We start from the raw sequence: 19,089 nt of genomic DNA, 5'->3' as shown, positions 1-19,089 counted from the left end.
CGGTCTTCGCTAACGGATGAAGCCTTTCGAAAAATAAGAAACCCGGTGGCCAGGCGCGTTCGCAATCCACCCCCCCATTTTAATATCTATCTGAGGTATATTTAATAACTATTAATCAAACAAAAAAATGTTATGCCCCAGATGTATCCCAGTATAACATAGTAAACTTGAATTGGAACGTCGTTGGATTGAAATTTGCCATTTGTAGCGTATTTATTTTTCGATTAGAATAGGTCATAGTTAGGTCCTAAGTTACGGGAAGTGCTTGCAAGTTCGAAGGCCAATAATCGCTTAAGAGGTGCGTCATGACCAACCGACCGAAGCGCACGACGTTCAAGACCCGTATGGACGACATGATCGCCGCGCTCGCGAACGATATCGCGACGGGCAAATATAAAGAAAACGAGCTGCTTCCCTCCGAGATCGCGCTAGGGGAGCAGTACCAGCTCAGCAAAAAGTCCGTCCGCAAAGCGCTCGATACGCTCGTGGACCAGGGATACATCGAAAAACAGCCGCGAGTCGGGGCGCGCGTCCTTCCAATGGATCCTGCAAACCGTACGGTCGTCAAGTTCGGCTACTACCCTTCGCTCGTACAAGACGCGAACCTGAATGGGTTGATCGACGACTTTCGCGCGCGATATCCGCATATACGCGTCGATATGATCCCATTGCCGTACACCCAATACTCTCCGACCATGCGCGAGAGCATGGAACGGGAAGCGATCGATTTGGTGACCGTTAATCTGCAGAACTACGAGCAGTTTCAGGATCGAAGTCTTCATCCCGACGCTTTCGAGCCACTCGAGCCCATCGACGGCATCTTTCCTTTCCTGACCAAGCCGTTCACGACGGACGGCACGCTATACGTACAGCCGTTCGTTTTTTCCCCGATCGTGCTGTGCTACAACAAAAGCCATTTTCGGGAAGCCGGCTTGTCCGAACCCGACAGCGGCTGGACGTGGGCCGACGTCGGCCGCGCAAACGAAACGCTCTCCCGCGGACGCGACCGTCTCGGCTTTTTGTTCAATCTCGCCTCTACCAATCGCTGGCCGCTATTTTTGCTTCAAGAAGGCTTTAAGTTCCGGACGGAACCGGATGGCAGACCGATCTATCGGGACGCGCATCTCATTCGATGCCTGGAAAAAGGCCTCGGCTACGTGGATGACCAGTTGGCGTCGCTGTCCATGACGGACGAGGAAGTGTCGGAGCGGCTGTTCGCCCATCAGAAGGTATCGATGATCGTCACGAGTTACTTCCGCATGAACGCGCTGCGTCAATCGGGGCTGGACTTCGATATTTCTCCGCTCCCTTACTCGAAGGAAGCCCGAACGCTATTGCTGGTCATCGGCCTCGCGATCAACAAGCACGGCGCTTCCAAGCAGGCGGCGAAGACGCTTATGGACTTTCTGCTATCCCAAGAGTCTCAACTGAGCGTTCGCAGGCATACGCTGAGCATTCCAAGCCTGAGATCAGCAGCCGAAAACAGAGAGCATAAGGATGAACGGCCTCTTCGTTTTCACATGTACCGCGATATTATCCCGACCTTTCATTTTCATAGCGACCTGAACGCGACCTCCGGCTCGCTAAACCGGATGAACCATGAGCTGACTCTATTTTGGACAAAACTGGAGGATGCGGAAACCGTCCTGCAGCGGCTGGAGGACACGGAAAAGCCCGCCTCCGAAACGGAGCGGGCTCCTACCTTCATCTAGCCAGTCAAACGATGCCGCCTTCGCCCAGAATCCGAACCAGCGGCTTGCGGGCGGCTCTTCCGGCCGTACAGGCGGACGACGTCGGATACGGCTGGATTTCCTGAACGAAAATATTGGCGGCGGACGGATCGTCCACGGTCAGGCGGACGCGAGCGACCGTCTTGCCGGGAAACGGATTTTCGAGAATCCAGCGGTAATAGGTACCCGCGGGCGTCCGGGTCGGTCGCGTCGTATAGGCGGCCTCCAGTAAGGAATCGTCTGCTCTGTAACCGTCCTTGCTCAAGGGATCGTCGTTCGGTACGGCGCGATCCCAGCTGCGGTCGAGCCCGGATATATTCGTACCATAGCAGATCGGGGCTTCCGCCTCGGTGCCGTCGGCGTATACGAGCGTATACGCGCCGATCCGGTACTCGTTCACTTCTAGGAAGATCCCGTCAAAAAAGCGGCGATACGGCCAAAAATCGTCCGTCGCGTGCACGATCTCCACGTACGCGGTCCCCGAATCGGCTCCCGCGTCCGACGCAAGGCGTTTGAGCGACCGATACCGGTCGCGGAACAAAGCCTCGAACGAAGCATCGGCCACGTCCGCGTAGTCTCCTTCCGCGTAGTCCTCCCGCCAGAACATGAAGGCCGAGTAAGCCATCGAAAAGAGGATCCCGTTGCGCTGCAGATTGCCTTCGGCGGTCTCGCTCCAGTTGGAGATGATGCCGCCTTGCGCGCCTGCCTCGCGCCGCTCTTTCCAATTCAGGAAGGACGGTCCGTCGAAATTCCCGTAGACGAGCCGCATCCCCCGATCCAGGAACAGCCGGTCGTAAGCCGCGTCGATCTGCCAGTACCAATGAAGCATATGAACATCCTTCGGCACCATGCCGATCGCCTTGAACGTAGGCGGGATCGTCTCGCCGAACGGCACGCCGGTCTCATGGCTGACCATCGGACGCTCCGCGCCGCCCCAGGGCTTGCCGCTCGTATCCATGGCGTCGATGAGCTTCTCGCACCAGATCATCGTTTTCACGCCTTTTTCCGCCAGATAGCCATGAATGCGCGACAGGTCGTCCGCATACAGCTTCTCGGCCGGCTTGCCTTTGCAGCGCTCGCACAGGCCGATGCTGTAATATTCGTCGTGGCCGACATGCACCGTCTCCGGTTCGAATACGTCCAGCACTTCGTCCAGCACGTCGAACAGCAGCGCGTACGAACGCTCGTCGGAAGGACAGTACGTATCCGGGTACGGATCGTTCTTGCGCTCGGCGATCTCGGGGTGATTGATCAGCAAATAATCGCAGTGGCTAAGCGAGGGCACCTCGGGAATGACGTCCAGGAAGCGCGCCTTGCAATACTGCACGAGCTCCCGCGCTTCGTCTTGCGTTAAGAAGCTGCCGCCGCCGTTCTCGACGTGCATCGAGTTTTTGTACCAGGGAAAGGTCTGTTCCTGGATGCGTATCGTCTTGCCGCTATATTCGCGCATCTCCGCGCAATAACGAACCCAGCCCTCATTGATCTCGGGATGGCGCTCGTACGCCATCGCCCCGCCGACCTCCAGCATGACCGTGTTGTACTGGAAGCGGCACAGCATGTCGACGAAACGTTTAAAATATGCGATGCCGTCGCGTGTCGGCAAGTAGAGCTTCAGGCCGCGCACGGGGCAGACCGGTCGATTGTAAAGGAGCCCGTGCGGGACGAAGCCTTCCTTCGAGAGGCGAACCAGCGTCGCCGCTCCGTATAGAAGGCCGCGTCCCGTGGCCGCGTAAACCTCGATGCGATCCTCTTCCGACACGATCGCATAGGCTTCCGGGTCTTCCGTCGCGCCTGCGCCGAACTCTGCGCGCAGCCGCGACGCAAGCGCATGCGGCCATTGCTCGCGAAAGGCGACAGACCGGTAGGCGGCCTCTCCCGGCGCGCGGACGAACGCTTCGGCCAGCAATTCGGTCACGGCTTCGTATGCGCAGTCCGTTTCCGTATCAGGCGTGAGGTAAGCCCCCGTTGCCGCGAACGCGGTTCGAGCGGTCAAGTAATCCTGTTCGAGAATCTGCATGCTCGTTTCCTTCCCCTCATCCCTTTAACGTTAGGTCAACAGCGTACCATACGTTGAACGCGTACGTTTAAGGAACGATATGACCGATCGATGCGATTATTTTGACTTTTTTTCAGGCGAACGGCGGCTTCGCGCCATCGGCTCAGCCCTTCACCGAGCCGATCAGCACGCCGTTCACGAAATGCCGCTGGATGAACGGATAAACGACGAGAATCGGCAGCGTGCCCACGAGTATAAACGCATATTTAAGCGATTCGAGCACGATGCCCTGCTGATCGCTGGCCGCGCTCGTGATGGCGTCGCCGATCTGGCCGACCATGACGATATTGCGGATGACGAGCTGCAGCGGGTACAGGCTCTCTTCCCGCAGATAGAGCAGCGCATGGAAGAAGTTGTTCCAGATGCCGACGGCATAGAATAGACCGATCGTCATCAGGACGGGCTTGGACAACGGGAGCACGATGCTGAAGAGCGTGCGAAGGTCGGACGAGCCGTCGATCTTGCCGGACTCCTCGATCTCCGCGGGGATGCCCTGAAAAAAGGTGCGCATCACGATCAGATTCCAGGTCGAGATCAGGCCGGGCAGCACCATCGCCCACACCGTGTCCATCAGGTGGTAGCTGCGCACGACCAGATAAGTCGGGATCATCCCGCCGCTGAACAGCATCGTGAACACGATGAGCAGCATGATCTGCTTGCCGAACGTGAGCGTCCGCTTCGAGAGCGAATATGCGCCCATCGACGTGAAGAAAAGCGACAGCGCGGTTCCCAGCACGACGTAAATGATCGTATTTTTGTAGCCAACTAGCAAACGATTGTCCCGAAGCACCTCGGCATAGACATCGAACTGCAGACCCTTTGGCCAGAAGCTGACCTCGTTGCGAACGACGTAATGCGCGGAACTGAGCGATACGGATGCCATGTGGATAAACGGAAACAAAGCCACTGCCGCGACGAAGGCCAGGATGAGGACGTTGACGATATCGAAGACGCCGATGCGTTTAGTCATGACAGTCGCTCCTTACCATAGGCTGGTCTCTCCGAATCTGCGGCTCACCTGGTTGGCGGAGTAGACGAAGACCAGGCCGATGAGCCCCATGAACAGGTCGATCGCCGTCGCGTAGCTGAAGTTGCCCTGGATAATCCCCATGCGGTATACGTAAGTCGCGATGATGTCGGACGTCTCGTACGTAGCCGCGTTGGAGAGCAGGTACACCTTGTCGAAGCCGAACTCGAGGATTTTGCCGATTTGCAATATAAACAGGATGACGATCGCCGGCGCGATGCCGGGCAGGGTCACGTGCAGCGTCTGCTTCCACCTGCTCGCGCCGTCCATGCGGGCTGCTTCGTACAACTGCGGATCGATCGAGGTGAGCGCGGCCAGGTAGATGATCGAGCCCCAGCCGATCTCCTGCCAGATTTCCGAACTGATATAGACCGTCCTGAACCAGGACGCCTGCTGCAAGAAGTTGACCGGCTCGAATCCGAAGCTCTGGATGACGTGGTTAATCCAGCCCGTGCTCGGCGACAGCAGCATGATGATGATGCCCGAGGCGACGACGGCGGACAGAAAGTGAGGCAGGTAGCTGACGGTCTGAACGAAGCGCTTGTAAGCCTTCCACCGCAGCTCGTTGAGCAGCAGCGCCAGAATGATCGGCGCGGGGAACCCGAATACCACTTTGTAAATGCCGAGCACGAACGTATTTTTGATGATGTCGTAAGCGTCGGGGTTCTGGAAAAACATTTTGTAATATTTCAGCCCGACCCAGTCGCTTTTCCATACGCCTGCGAACAGATTGTAGTCCTTGAAGGATACGATGATCCCGAACATGGGGACATACTTGAACAGCACGTAGTACAGCAACACGGGGGCGAGCAGCAGGAAGTAAGTCCGGTCTCGCTTCAGATTCCGGATCAGCGTTGGCTTCACGGCTTCATCCCCTTTCCGCGAAATGGAGAGGGCCGTCGGTCGATGCTCCGACGACGGCCCCGCTCTTCGTTGTTATGCCGATTCTTCGTTATTGAGCCGCGGTTTGACGATCGAGCGCGACTTGATACGTTTGCAGCACTTTTTGCAGACCGTACTTATCCAGTTCTTTGATGAAGTTGTCCCACTCGGTGAGCGGCGTCTCGCCCATGATGAACTTGCTGATGGACGTCGAGTAATATTTGTAGATGGCGTCGATCTGCGTAGAGATCGAATCCGTCTCTTCCTTGGACAGGATCGGCAGCGTGCTGGTGACCGGGAACTGATACTTCGGCGACTCGACGTAAGCTTCCCGCTCGCTTTCCTTGATCAAGGACAGCGGCGCTTCGAAGTCGAACCAGCCGTAAGTGCCCGCCGACAGAATGCCGGATACGCGGCGCAGGTCGTTCGATTCCTTATAAACGTCGTTCAGTTTGCGCTTGCCGTCGACGATCGTGTACGTTTCGCCTTCCTTGCCCCAGCTTTGGATGTCGCGTCCCTTTTCCGAGTAAATGTAGTCCAGGTACCGCAGCGCGGCATCCAGATTTTTCGTATTCGAAGCGACGGAGAAACCGTAATCCTCGTAACCGCCTTGCGGCAGATACGCCTTGTCGCCCGCGCCGAGCGGCGGCGCCATGAACTTCAGACGGCCTTCGGTCAGTTGGTTGTTCATCGTCTCGATCTGGCCGATGTACTGGACGCTGATGAACGATTTGTTCGTGGCCATGAACTGCGTCCACGCCTTGTAGTCCATCGACAGCCAGTCCGGCGGGAACAGCCCTTCTTTGTAGAACTTGTTCAGGTACTCGATCATCTTCTTGTAGTTCGGGTTAAGCGGCCCGTACGTCATCTTGCCGGTCGCCGCATCCTTTTGGTATTCCGGCAGGATGCCGAACGACGGGGCGAATATGGACAACGTGCCGAGGCCGTGCCGGAACACGAGCGGGTAGCTGTCCGGATACAGCTGCTTCAACTTTTTAGACGTTTCGTAGAGCTCATCCCAGGTTTTAGGCGGCGTCAGTCCGTTCTTGTCGAAGATGTCTTCGCGATAGAACCAGACCAGCTGGTTGCCCGCGCCGGCGCCGTCGTTGATGATATTCAGGATCTTGCCGTCCGGCTGCGTCACCCGCATCTTGATGACGGGATGGCTGTCCAGGTAAGCTTTGACGTTCGGCATTTTGTCCATGTGCTTCGACAGATCGAGGAAGGCGCCTTGCGAGCCGAACTTCTGCACGTCTCCCGGGAAGACCGACATGACGTCCGCCATATCGCCGGACGAGACGGCGAGCGCGAGCGCTTCCGACGGCACGGTCGTCGTGGACGTCTTTTGCTCGACGGTGATATTCGTCTCTTCCTTCACCCATTTCCAGACGCCCCAGTCCGCCTGAGGCGGCCATGCGGTCGAATATTCGGTGAAGATCGAGATCTTGCCCGGCTCGGGCAGCGCTGCGCTCGGCGAAGCGGATGCCGAGGCGCTGCCGCCGGCGGAGGCGCTGGCGCTCGGCGATGCCGCCGCGGAGCTTGACGCTCCCGCATTGTTATTGTTGTTGCCGCTGCAGCCCGCCAGCATGGCGGCGGTCAGCGCGGAGGCGACCAGGACGCCTGCGGCGCTTTTGCCCGTCGTTTTCTTTTTCATAGGAAACCCCTTCCCGAATGGTTTGCTAAGCCGTTGGAGCTGGCTGCGCTTACAAAGGCGGCTCGGCGCGTTTGCTTTTCGTCCGCCGCCTTATGCAACCCATCGTATACATCGTCCGGCCGGTCCGTAAATCACCGGAAAGCGGCCAATTTGCAGCTTTTTTCGGATAGTCGAAAAAAAGCCCACTTTTCTAAACATCAGCCTAAGCGCGAGCCCTCCGCAAAAATAACGGCTCTAAGGCGGCCGCTCGGTACTGCGCGCTTCGTCCTTCTCGTCCATCGCCCGCGGTTTCCGGACCCAGCATCCGTTATTCGCTAGGTACCGGCCAACTTCGGGACGTTTCGGACACGACGTCCGCTACTTCGTTTAATTCGAGGTTGCGGCGGCCTGATTTACCGAAATAACCGACGCTCGGTCCGCAACAGAGCGATAATCGGCAAAAAGCGAGAAATAACGTCTCTGGGGTCCGCTTCATACCGCAGCGCGCTTCGTTCTTCACGCCCGTCGCTCCCCAATGCCGGACACGCCTTTCTTCATGTTCGCCTTTGACCTTCCGCGATGGCCCGCACGTCAGCCTTTTCGTTCTTCTGCTTCAGCTCTCCGCGCCGGGTTTCCTGCGAAATTCGCTCGGCGTGAGTCCCATGTACTTTTTGAACATGCGGTTGAAGGAGGTAATGTTACGGTAGCCGACGGCTTCGGCCACGTCTTGAACCTTGTATTTGCTGTCCGCGAGCAAGCTCGCAGACTTCATGATCCGGGTTTCGTTGATGAAGTCGACGATGTTCATCCCCGTCTTCTCTTTGAAATAGGAGGACAAGTAGCCGCCGCTCAGGTTGAGCCGTTCGGCCAGCGTGTCCAGGTAGATTTCTTCCGACAGATGCTGATTGACGTATTCGACGACAAACGTCGTGATCGGGTCCCGAAGCTGCTTTTTCTCCCGGAACGCCTCGGCGGCGAGCGCCGTCTTGGACGTAAGCAGCGCCTCGAGCTCGGGCGCGGCAATGCAGCGACGCAACTGACGATCGATGTCCAAGAAGATCGACTGCAGCCGGTCGGGCGCGATAACGAGCGGGCTGGCTTCGCTCTTGATCTTGCCGATCAGTCCCTCGCCGAATGCGAGCCAAGCGGCCGCCGTCGCTTCCCTGCCCTGCCATTTGGCGAAGACGCGCTTGATCAGGCTCGTCAGCTGCGCCTCGTTGCCTTCGCGCAAGTTCGACTGGAACTCCTTCCATTGATCCGGCGAAAATCCGATGGCTTCCGCCCCCGCCGTACGATCGGTCACGATCTGCATCCGGTCGGCCAGCTTGCGCTCGAGTACCAGATCTTGCGCTTCCTGATAGGCTGCGCCGATGCGGCTCGCGCTGCCGAATACGGAGGAGACGGCGACCGTCACCGTGCCGAACGCCCGATCCTGCTCGAACAGCGGCTCCATCTGCTTCAGGCGAATGATGACTTCCTCGCGCTGACTCGTATAGACGAGACTCAAGATTTGATTGGTCTCGATGTGAAAGGTCATCGATTCGGGGAAGGCCCGGCCAAGCCGGTCTTCCATATGTACCTTCATATAACTGAGCCACGTCCGGAAGAACGCCTGCTCGTCGTCTTCCTCCCGCCTGCTCATCGCGTGGAACAGCACGATGACGAACGGCTCGTCTTTAAAAGCGGTTGGCGGCGGGGCGCCGTGGCTGGGGATCGCCTTGAGCTGCTGCAGGAACGCGAGCTGCTTTTGCATCTTGTCCTTGTCCTGCAGCTGGTGGCGGATAATGTTGAACTCGCGGATCGAAGACCGGAACGAAGCGCTGCCAGATTCGCCCCGGATGGCGCCGATCACCTTCTGAAGCGGATTGTTGATGCCGGCCGCGAACAGCCAGGAGATGACGATGCCTAGCGCGATCGACACGCCTGCCGCGACGATCAGCGTGACGTTCATCCGGGTTTGCGACGCGATCCGCTCGACCGGCACGCGCTGAACGTAGGTGAATCCGGACAGGGCGCCTTTCGACTGAAAATAGTATTTACCGTTCGATACGTACTCTCCGTCGCTTGCCGAGCGCAGCGCAGCGGGGTCGATCTCCGGCGTTTGGCCGACGCTGCGGTAGATCGCGCGGCCCGTATCGTCCAAGATCATAAAATCGTCGCCGGCGGCCTGATGGAGCGCCCGATATATTTTCTGGGCGTCCAAAAAGACGATCATCAAAAAATCATGGCTGCTCTTGGTCTTGAAAACGATCGGTACGAGCTCGCCGATGGTCGACGTCGCTTCGCGGAACATATGATTGCGGAAAACGGCGGCGGGCAGCACGCGAGTGCTGTAATCTTCGTCGAACTGCTTTTCCCAGAACGCCGCATCGTACGCCTCGCTCTCGTAAAACACGTTAAACATCGAATCGGCGTGCGCGCTCGTGCCTCTTTCGACGATCAGATTGTTAGACTTGCTGTAAAAGACGATATTGTTCATGTACATCTGCACGTCGGAGGTCCATCCGTTGATCTCCTGCTGCAAAAGCGGAATCTCGCGGTAATTCGGCGTCGTCCGCAGGCTCTGCGCCTTCTCGCTGAGCAGGAATACGAGCATCTGGCGTTTGACCATGTCCAGATGCTTTTCGTAGCCTTCCGTCGTGTGCTGGAGCATCAGCGTGTTGTACTTCACGATCTGGTCGCGGACGTTTTTTTTCGATTCGGCGTAAAAGTAAAGCACGAGAGAGCTCATCAGCAGGATAATGCAGAGGAAGCCAGAAAGAAGCCGCAAAAACAAAGAGGTGGACCGGTCTTTGAACAAAGGGATCGGATTGAATTTTCTCATGCGACTTCCTCCTTTTTCCTCTGATCGTAACATTAAATGGTTGCGTTGGGGATAACAAAAAGCTTGATCGGCCCCTTGATTCCGTAGGGCAGAAGACGATAATCCGGCGTATAATCGTCTCCCGTCGGCCGGAACGACCACCAATCGGTCCATACGGCGCCGGACTCCGCCTCGTGGAACGGACCGAGCAGATTGCGGGGGCTGCCGGCGACCTCGATATCCAGCCGGTTGAGACCTTCTGTCAGCCACTCGGTCAGCTCGACCGTGCCCGCGGCCCGCCATGGAATCGCCTGCTCGCGACGGTCGTTGATCGTCAACTTCATCGTTACCGCCTCGTACGGTCCCATTTCCATGAAAATCCGGGCGTCCCGGGTTGCATCGGCCATGAATTCAAAATGATAGATCATGCTCCCGCAGTAATGCGGGTAGCCCTGCCGGCACCAATCCCCAAGAACCAGGCGCGCGGGCTCCCGAACCAAGCTGCGGCGCTCGTCAAGCGCAAAGTCGCCGAGGAGGAACGCATCCTCCAGCTCCATATCCTGCGCATAGGCGCAAGCGACGTCCAGCACGTTGTCTCCTTGCGCCAGCCGCGGCAGCTCGACCGTCCCCAAGCTGCGATCCAGATACCAGCCTCCCGGCGAATGCGCCACGGGACGCCCGTTTAAGGCGAACCGGAAGCGCTCCACCTGCTCGAAGGCCAAGCGGACGCCCCCCTCCGGGACATCGGCGGCGTGAAACGTGAAGCGGAAAGCCGCTTCGGCCCCGTCCCGGGCATGCGGCTCGCCGATCCATAGGTAACGCTGAAGCTTGCCGTTCGCATAAACCTGCCGCATGCCCAGCCGTTCGCGCAGCGCCCGCTGCGCCTGCCAGACATCCGTCTCCTCCGACCATGCCTCGTCTCCAAGGCGATACTGACAGCGATCGAGTACGAGGGCGTTAGGGGCGCCGCGGGAAAAAGCGACCGGTCCGTCGAGGACGAGCCAAGGCTCGGCATGCTGCATCGCACGCGCAGCATCGTCCGTCGGCGCGTGCGATGCGGTTCCCGCGGCGACTTGGCGTGCTTCGGATTCGCCCACGCGCAGCACGTACAAGCCGGCATCCGTCGGACCGAACCGCTCCTCGAATACCGTGAAGCCTCCCTCATGCCTGGATGCGACGGGCTGCGCAGCGCCGGACAGCGGATCCCACCGCTCGACCGTCCCTGCGCCCTCGATCCGGATCTCCGCCTCGCAGCCCGCTTCGCGATCGTTGTTCGCGGCGAACACGACGATGCCGTCCGGCAGCTCCCTACGCATGCAGAGAAGACGGCGCTCCTCGGCCCCGTCCCGGCCCCGCAGGCTGACAGGCCGCGGGAACAGCCCGGCCAGCGCCTCCGGCAGCCGATACATATCGCGGAGCTGCCGGAACCCGGCATGTCCCGTCAACGCGGACAGCTCGGCGGCCGACTCCCTGCCGTCCAGCAACCCCGGCCCGTCCCCGTATGACAACACGATGCCTCCGGCGTCCATATAGGCGAGCAGCAGCGCAAGCGTCGGGCGCGCCAGGTTGCGCAGGTCCGGCAGCACGACGACGCGGTAGACGGCCTCCCCCACCGCGAGCCTGTCACCTTGCGCCGCGCCGATCTCGCGCAGGATCGTCTCGTCGCCCAGATCGAAGTCGTAGTGCTCGCCGAGCAGCAGGCCTACCAGCGCGTTGAAAGCCTTGTTATAAGCCTCCAACTCAGCCGATATGCCTGCCCGATTGCGCCACGGGCCCGACTGCACGTCCCGCCCGAGCTGCGTCCAGACCGAGGACGCCGGGTGGACGACCAGCACGTCCCTTCGAACCTTGCCTTCGCTCAGCACCGCGCCGAGACGCGCGAAGTAGTCCTCGATCGTCCGGTTGTGCGGCCACCAATTGACGTTGTAGTTGAACGATGGCGGATAGTCCCGCTTGCGGCATCCGCGGAGCGTATAGAGCGCGAGATGGTGCGTCAGCACGTTGACGCCGAGCGCGAACTGCCAGTCGCCGATCCACTTGCGGCTCTCGAAGGTAAGCCCCCACCCCGTTACGCCGTACGTTTCCGTAATGACCTTTTTCCGGCCGTACTGGTTCGCGACGCTCGAGATCTGCTTCACCGTCAGGCTCTCGTCCGTCTGCTCGCACAGCGTGTCGATGCCGGGCACGTCCAGATACCGGTAATGCGGCATGACGGCGCCGCAGTGGAGCGTGGAGCCGATCAGGCTGCCTTCCTCGCAATAATGCCCTGCGAGTTCGATGCCGTTCGCCCGGCACCAATCCGACAGCTGTCTCGTATAGGCATCGGCGAATTGCTCCGTCACCGTCGCCCAATAATCGTGCCGGATCCGCGCCGCATGCGGGCCGTTAAAGAAAAAATACGGCAGCAGCTCCCAGATGTCGTAGCCGCGACGCAAGGCGAATGCCTCCGGCAGCAGGTCCGACCAAGCGATCCAGGTCATGTCCGGCCGGTTCAAGCCCTCGTTGAATCCGCGGATGGACGGCTCGTCGGTAAAAATCGCGGGGATCGTGCGGCCGAATTCTTCGCCGACCGCGTCCTTGTATTTCTCGTGCGTCGTCTCGATGAACAGCCTGGCTGCCTCGGGATTCAGCGCGTCCGGGTACGCGTCCCCGTGGCACCATTCGTTCGGCGCCGCGACGTGGCGTCGCAGGATCAGGTACGCTTCGTTCTCCGCCAGGACGCGACCCGCAGCGCCTGCGCCTGACTCCGGAATTCTAGCGCAGCTGAGAAGCGCGTCGCCTTCGATGACCGCGACGTACGCCGCTTGAATCGCATCGTCCGCGTCCAGCGTCCGCTCCACGGCGAGCGACAGCGCCTTCGCGCGGACGGCGTCGCCGCCGATCCGCCCTACACGGCCGCCGCCCATCCCCGACGAATATTTGTCTTCGTCGTACAGCCAAGCATGCATCCCTTCCGCCTTAGCCTTCGCGACCGTCCCTCGGATGCGATCCATGAAGTCGTCCCCGAGGTAAGGCGTCTCGAGCCCCTCGCGCACGTGCATCATGAAGCCGCCCATGCCCTGCGCCTTGAACCCTTCGACCTGCTCGTTCAGCTCGCCTTGCTCCAGGTTGCCGTTCCACGACCAAAATGGCACCGGTCGGCACTCCATGGGCGGATTCGACCATTTGTCTTGCAGCTCCTTATATCCGATGCATCCTGATTGCGTTTCTGGTATTTTTTTCATGTCCCACTCACCGCCCCCTTTTTCGTCTCTCTACCCTATCTTCATCTTTATCTACATCATATAGATACGGGCGATTGGGGGAAATGAGCGGTATCGCGCATGTTGCAATTTCTTTCGGGTTCCTTGAAAAAAGATCAAAATCTATAAAAAAGCACAGTCGCATGGCGCCCAACAATCGCGAATATCGCTGAAAAAAGTCAAGTCGCAAGAAAATAGTGAATGTACTTGCCATGCCCGCCCCTTATAGAATGAGCGTGCATCTCGGATGGGCAATGCCTCAATTACTTTCTGAAGGAGGAACGTCGCAACTATCCTTTGCAATCGTTTTCACAAAAAGAGGGAGGCGAAAAACTTGATCAACCGTATCGGGCAGCGCAAAATTTCAGCAACGCTAGTGCTTGTAATGGGTTTAAGTCTTATTTTGAATTTATTCGTTTATCGACATGCTCTTGCGAATGTGGACAGCTCCGTCCTTGGACCGGAATTGCTTGTGAACCCGGGCTTCGAGCAAGTGTCCGGCGGTTTGCCGTCGGGCTGGACGAAATATGCGACAGGTACGCCTGAAGGCGTGACCGTCGAGTCGGTTACGGATCAGGTATCGGAAGGCACATACAGCGTGAAGCTTACGGACGCATCCAGCACGCTGGCGGCGGGCGTTCAAAGCGCAAAGATGCCCTACTCTCCAGGAACGTCTTACAATGCCAGCGTTAAGGCAAGAGTCGAAGCCGGCGGCGTCTCCATGATCATCCGATATTTCAAGGCCGATGGCCAGTTCACGCAAAAAGTCGCTAGCAGCAGCGGTACCGGTCCGCAATGGCAGACGCTAGCGTATAGCGATACGCCGCCGGCGGATACCGTGAACATTCAAGTCGTCCTTGTCGTTCCGAGCAGCCTTCAGATCGGCACGGTCTATGTGGACGACGCATCGTTTAGGACGAACGAGTTGATCCTGAATCCGAGCTTTGAAGCGACGACGGGCACAAAGCCGAATGATTGGACGCTGTACGATCATGGCGCAGCCTCGAGCATCGCCACCGTTACGAGTGCCGTATATGCGGCTCACGGCAGCAAGTACCTGCGGATCGTCGATCCATCCGCTACGGATGCCTATAGCGTGAAGAGCGTGACGACGCCGATCGTGTCCGGCAAGTCGTATACGGCATCCGTCAAAGCGAAGGCAGCGTCCGGAGTCGGAAGTCTGATCCTACACTTCCTAGGCGCCGGAGGCCAACAATTCGCGGAAGCGCAATCCGCCAATACAGGCAGCTGGGAGACGTTGACGCTAACCGCCGAGCCTCCGGCCGGGACCACCGGCGTTCAAGTCGAATTGTCCACCTCAGGTGCCGGAACCGCCGATATTTACTTCGATCAGGCATCGCTTAAGGTAGCCGGTTCGACGCCAGGTCCCACGGCTTCGCCTACGCCGACTCCCCCGCCTGCCGGTTCGCTGAATTGGCCCATAGAAGAGGATCCGGCTAGCACAAGGAAATTCCAGCCGATCGACCATCTCGTTACGACGCAGAATCCGCCCGATTTCGGCTGGCCTTTCATCGACAATGCCGATGCGTACGAGCTGCAAGTGTCGCCTGACAGCGCCTTTCAGACGATCGCTTACCAGAAGAGCGATATCACGACGAATTTTTATAACTTCCCTTATATTTTCGCAGGCGGCCAGACTTACTTCTGGAAAGTCAGATTCCATAAGACGGAAGGCTGGTCTGCCTGGAGCGATGTTCGTCAATTCCGTATCGACGCGGACAACGTACCGTTTCCAGTGCCGCCCCTTTCAGATCTGTTCAATGCCGTACCGAACGCTCATCCGCGCATTCTGACGACGCCGGATACGCTAGAAGCATTCCGCGCCAGAAAAGACGGCGATGGCAAAAAGACGTTCGATAAAGTAAAAAGCCACATAAAAGATAAAGTCGAATCGGAAACGCCGGAAACGATGCCGGGCGAGCCAGTGCCGGATACCGACATTAAAGTTGTTGATCAAACGACGGCCTTCACCAATCCTTTAATAGACGCCGCCTTTATATACTTAATCACGCAAGATCCCGACTATGGCGAATTCGCCAAGCGGCGATTATTGCATCTTGCTTCGTGGAGCACGGATAAGGAGAGTTCAACCTCCTATGAAAACGACGATCAGGCTCACCGGGAGATCGCGTTGACGGGAGCGATGGCGTACGACTGGCTCTACGATTTTCTCAGCGAGACCGAGCGGGAAACCGTCTTGACCATGGTGCATAATCGTGCCAAAACGATTGCAGACGATGTCCTGTACGACAAGAAGCCGATCTCCAGCAAACCCTACGACTCGCATGGCTGGACCGTTTTCGGCTTCCTCGGCGTCATCTCGACCGCCTTGCTGCATGACGAGATCAGCGTGAACGGCCACGTCGTGGCGGAGGACGCACAGGAATGGTTCAATCTGATCGTTCCCGCTTATATTAATATATTGCCTCCATGGGGCGGAGAAGACGGCAGCTGGGGCAACGGCGAAGGCTACTGGCAATGGGCCACGATGAGCAACAAGCAGTTCATCGATACGCTGTATACGGCGACGGGCTTCAGCCTATACAACAAGGCATTTTTGCGCAATGAACCCGATTACCCGATGTACATGCTGCCTTACGGACAGAAAAACGGGCCGTTCGGGGACGACAATGAAGATATCTCCCGTTCGTATGTCGCGGCGAGCGTAACGCGCAGCGCACAGATGCAGCAGAACGAGGTTATGCAGTGGTATGCGCAGCGGGATGCCTACGATTATGACAACTTCATTACCTACTCATATGAAGACAGCAGCCTGCCAGCGCGTCCGCCGGTAGAGATGCCGACCGCCAAGTACTTCGAAAATATCGGCACGGTCGCCATGCATTCGAGCTTGCTCGATCCGAAGCGGTTATCGTTCTATTTCAAATCCAGTCCGTTCGGCAGCTACAATCACAGCCATGCCGATCAGAACGGCATCATGATCAAAGCCTACGGCGAAGATCTGACGGTCGACGGCGGATTTTACGACGATTACAATAGCGCTCATTTCCAGAAATACGCCAAGCAAACCTTCGCCCATAATGCGATTACGTATGACAACAAACAAGGTCAGAACATTTTCGATATGAATGCGAAGGGTCAAATTACGGGCTTCGCCACCAACAAAGACTTCGACGCGGCAGTCGGCGACGCTACGACATCCTATAACACGGGAAGCAGTATCGGCCTCGATCTGGCTCAGCGCAGCGTGATCTATGTAAAACCAGGCGCCTTGGTCGTCGTCGACAATCTGAATGCGCGCGAGCCGGGAGGCTCCAGCTTCGAATATTGGCTGCAAGCGGACAAGAGCCTGACGATCGACGAGGATCAAAGCGGCGCAACCATCGTCAAAAATAAAGCAGCATTGAAAATGCGTCTGTACTATCCGGGACTGACGGCATCCAAAACCGATCAGTTCTTGGACGCAAACGGCACGGAAAGGCTGCCGATAGGCAAGCAGTATAAAGACGCAAAACGGATCCATGCCAAATTCGCAACGCCAAAAACGGAGTATGCAACGCTCGTTTCCACGTATGTTCCGTACCAGGTCGGTTCTGCGCCGCAGGACATTGTCTCCGAGGACCACGATACGTACCGCAAGCTGCGCTTCTCTGACGGTACGGACGTCTACGTACGCTCCGCTCAAAGCGGTGTCGTAGATGCCGGCAGCCTTCAGTTCGACGGCATCGCGGCGACCGTCAAAGGAGACTCGATTCTCTTGGTCGGCGGCACCCAACTGATCATGGACGGCGTGACGAGGATTAGCAGCACGCAGCCGGCGACCATCGCACTCTCCGGCGACGAGCTGTCGATCACCGGAACGCAAGGCTCGCAGGTCAGCTTGAATAAGCCAGGCGTCACGACTGTGCTCGACGAAGAATACCGCAGCCTGCCGAAGGGCGGAAGCGTCACGGAAGCGGTCTACACCCGCGGCGTGCATTGGGACACGGACGGCAGCGCCTTGAAGCTGAACGTCGAGCCCGGACAGCATCAACTTTTACTCAGCGATATCCCGGCACCGGCGCCGATGGGAACGGTCGCCTATCCGATCGAGATCGACGGCGTATCTACTTCGGTCACGCTGTCCACCTATAGCGACGGGAAAGGCGGAACGGCTGCCTGGGGGACTTTAACGAATTCGGCCGCTCTCTATGAGGTGCAGGATTCGCCGCCGGGTCTGATCTTCGAAGGATTGGGCACGGCTAAGCCCGTCCTATTCCTGGGGGCCAATACGAAGATTATTTTGCCTGAAGTAACCGGTACGCTGAAGCTTCGAAGCGCAGGAGCCGGCGGGATTACGCCGACGAATGCGACGAGCGACTACGATTCGGTCAAAGAAAGCTTGGATGTATTCGCGGAATCCGAGAGCTTCGTCGATACGGACGGCGGTACGTTTAACGTGTACAGCTCGCGGCCTTGGTTGTCCGGCGGCAAAGGCGTCAGCAATTGGGCGACGGTCGGGCAAAATATAACTTGGAATCTGAACGTCCCCGAGGCCGGCAATTACGATATCGTCATCAAATACGTTGCTTGGGATGCGACAAGCGGTCCTCCCACTCGCCTGATCCAACTGGGCAACAAGTTCTATACGGCGGAAGCGGAAACGACGTATGACTTCGGGACGCTGCCTGAGTACTGGAAAGCGCTGACCGTCCACACCGGCGCTGCTCTTCCCGCAGGCCAGGTACAGCTCAAAATGTGGAATGTCAGAGGACCGATGAATACGGACTGGGTCGGCTTGGTCAAAACCGATTCGGCCGCCGTGCCGTCCGTCAAGGTTACCTCGAGCGCAAGCTCGGTCTCGCCGGGTCAACCGCTGGACGTCCAACTGGCGCTGGAACAGGCCGAATCGGCGGCCGGCGTCGATCTGACGCTGTCTTACGATCCGAGCAAGTTCACCTATACCGGGTATGCAAAAGATTACGGGCAGCAGGCGGTGATCCTTACGAACAATGAGGCTGAAGGCAAGCTGCGTATCCTGTCGGCGCGAATCGGAACCGGCACGCTTCCGGCGGACGCCCCTTTCTTGACCCTGCGCTTCCAGGCGAAGCCGGATGCAGCCTTGGGGACGGCAAGCTTCGCGACGGCAGCCGGATCGGCTTCCTCGGAGTCCGGCGCGATCTCCGCTTTGTCGGGCAGTACGGCGCAAGTCGGTATCTCGGGCAAAGCCTCGCTTGGAGAGCTGATCGCGCAGGCTGAAGCCGCCCGCGATCAGGCTGTCGCGGGAACGACAACGGGCAGCTTTTTCAGCTCCGCGCTTGAAGGTTTGAAATCGGCGCTGACGGCAGCGATCGATGCGGCTAAGGCCGTGTTCAATCAGACTGATGCAACCGAAGCGCAGGTGCAAACAGCAAGAACGGAGTTGTCGGCGGCCATTGCGGCGTTCGAATCTCATCGGATTACGGATGCAACGGGCAACATGGACGACAACCCGCTCTTCAATATTGCCGACTTCGTAAAGGTATCGACTTATTACGGAAAAGATCCGTCAAGCCCGGATTGGGCAGCAGCGCAAGTCGCGGACATCAATCGGGACAGCGTCGTCGATATTGAAGACTTGGCGTTCATCGCCTTCCGGATCATCGGCTGACGGCGCTTGCCGGCGAGCGGGTCACCCCCGAGAGTTGCATGCGTTGGCAAAGAATAATCGGTGTAAACATGCCGAAAAAAACGCGCGAGCCATAGCGGCTCGCGC

Annotated in this window: 8 protein-coding genes; 2 read left to right on the top strand and 6 right to left on the bottom strand. The window is 58.1% G+C overall.

Annotation, left to right across the window (positions count from 1 at the left end):
* Positions 1-305 precede the first annotated feature (305 nt).
* Positions 306-1,712 carry an extracellular solute-binding protein gene (locus tag BM235_RS17370; protein ID WP_090115499.1) on the top strand — a complete coding sequence of 469 codons (1,407 nt, stop codon included), beginning with the start codon at positions 306-308 and terminating at the stop codon, positions 1,710-1,712.
* Between the two features lie 4 nt (positions 1,713-1,716).
* On the opposite strand, the gene BM235_RS17365 is transcribed toward BM235_RS17370, so the two are convergent.
* The 6 genes from BM235_RS17365 to BM235_RS17340 all read right to left on the bottom strand — a co-directional run bounded on the left by BM235_RS17365 (position 1,717) and on the right by BM235_RS17340 (position 13,265).
* Complete coding sequence (locus BM235_RS17365) at positions 1,717-3,747, bottom strand: family 20 glycosylhydrolase (protein WP_090115498.1); 2,031 nt, start codon at positions 3,745-3,747, stop codon at positions 1,717-1,719.
* 142 nt (positions 3,748-3,889) lie between these two features.
* Positions 3,890-4,756 (bottom strand): carbohydrate ABC transporter permease, encoded by an 867-nt coding sequence (locus BM235_RS17360; RefSeq protein ID WP_090115497.1) that lies wholly within the window; start codon positions 4,754-4,756, stop codon positions 3,890-3,892.
* Between the two features lie 12 nt (positions 4,757-4,768).
* Entirely contained in the window at positions 4,769-5,677 is a 909-nt protein-coding gene (locus tag BM235_RS17355; protein ID WP_255374440.1) for an ABC transporter permease, read from the bottom strand.
* Between the two features lie 88 nt (positions 5,678-5,765).
* Positions 5,766-7,349 (bottom strand): extracellular solute-binding protein, encoded by a 1,584-nt coding sequence (locus BM235_RS17350; RefSeq protein ID WP_090115496.1) that lies wholly within the window; start codon positions 7,347-7,349, stop codon positions 5,766-5,768.
* A gap of 592 nt (positions 7,350-7,941) precedes the next feature.
* Positions 7,942-10,152, bottom strand: coding sequence for a helix-turn-helix domain-containing protein (locus BM235_RS17345; protein WP_143106696.1), 2,211 nt, complete (start codon positions 10,150-10,152; stop codon positions 7,942-7,944).
* Between the two features lie 32 nt (positions 10,153-10,184).
* Positions 10,185-13,265 carry a glycosyl hydrolase gene (locus tag BM235_RS17340; RefSeq protein WP_158544040.1) on the bottom strand — a complete coding sequence of 1,027 codons (3,081 nt, stop codon included), beginning with the start codon at positions 13,263-13,265 and terminating at the stop codon, positions 10,185-10,187.
* A 580-nt stretch (positions 13,266-13,845) separates the two neighbouring features.
* Between BM235_RS17340 and BM235_RS17335 the strand changes: the two genes are divergently transcribed.
* Entirely contained in the window at positions 13,846-18,984 is a 5,139-nt protein-coding gene (locus BM235_RS17335; protein ID WP_158544042.1) for a DUF4962 domain-containing protein, read from the top strand.
* Positions 18,985-19,089: the final 105 nt, after the last annotated feature.

Source organism: Cohnella sp. OV330, from assembly GCF_900112065.1.
Lineage (GTDB): Bacteria > Bacillota > Bacilli > Paenibacillales > Paenibacillaceae > Cohnella.
This window is presented reverse-complemented; position numbering and strand designations above follow the sequence as displayed.

Bases quoted from the DNA above. Each gene is read 5' to 3' on its own strand.
- BM235_RS17370 (WP_090115499.1), top strand. From the start codon at position 306: ATGACCAACCGACCGAAGCGCACGACGTTCAAGACCCGTATGGACGAC.
- BM235_RS17365 (WP_090115498.1), bottom strand. From the start codon at position 3,747: ATGCAGATTCTCGAACAGGATTACTTGACCGCTCGAACCGCGTTCGCG.
- BM235_RS17360 (WP_090115497.1), bottom strand. From the start codon at position 4,756: ATGACTAAACGCATCGGCGTCTTCGATATCGTCAACGTCCTCATCCTG.
- BM235_RS17350 (WP_090115496.1), bottom strand. From the start codon at position 7,349: ATGAAAAAGAAAACGACGGGCAAAAGCGCCGCAGGCGTCCTGGTCGCC.
- BM235_RS17345 (WP_143106696.1), bottom strand. From the start codon at position 10,152: ATGAGAAAATTCAATCCGATCCCTTTGTTCAAAGACCGGTCCACCTCT.